1 protein-coding gene is annotated in these 274 nt (G+C 71.5%); it reads right to left on the bottom strand.

Going from position 1 to position 274, the window contains the following annotated elements; translation table 11 throughout:
- A partial coding sequence (locus tag PUR71_RS00160; protein ID WP_329924239.1) for an RICIN domain-containing protein occupies window positions 1–274 on the bottom strand: 274 nt, incomplete at both ends.

Genomic DNA, 274 nt, shown 5'->3' with positions numbered 1-274 from the left:
GTTGACGCAGTCGAACAGGATGATCGGGGTGAGGTTGCCCCAGGTCGGACCGGCGCCCGAGACGTTGACGCAGCGCTTGCTGGCCGGGTTGTACAGCTGGCCCGAGGCCGTCAGCTGGAACTGCTCGTTGCCCGCGCCGGGGACGCAGTCGAACAGGATGACCGGGGTCTTGTTGTCCCAGGTCGGGCCCGGGCCGGCGACGTTCAGGCAGCGCTTGCTGGCCGGGTTGAACAGCGCGGCGCCCGGCCCGGCGGCCGGCTTGTCGGCGGAGGCG

It is taken from the genome of Streptomyces sp. SP17BM10 (genome assembly GCF_036322405.1).
Lineage (GTDB): Bacteria > Actinomycetota > Actinomycetes > Streptomycetales > Streptomycetaceae > Kitasatospora.
The sequence above is the reverse complement of the archived record's forward strand: the minus strand, read 5'-3'. Positions and strand labels throughout refer to the sequence as shown.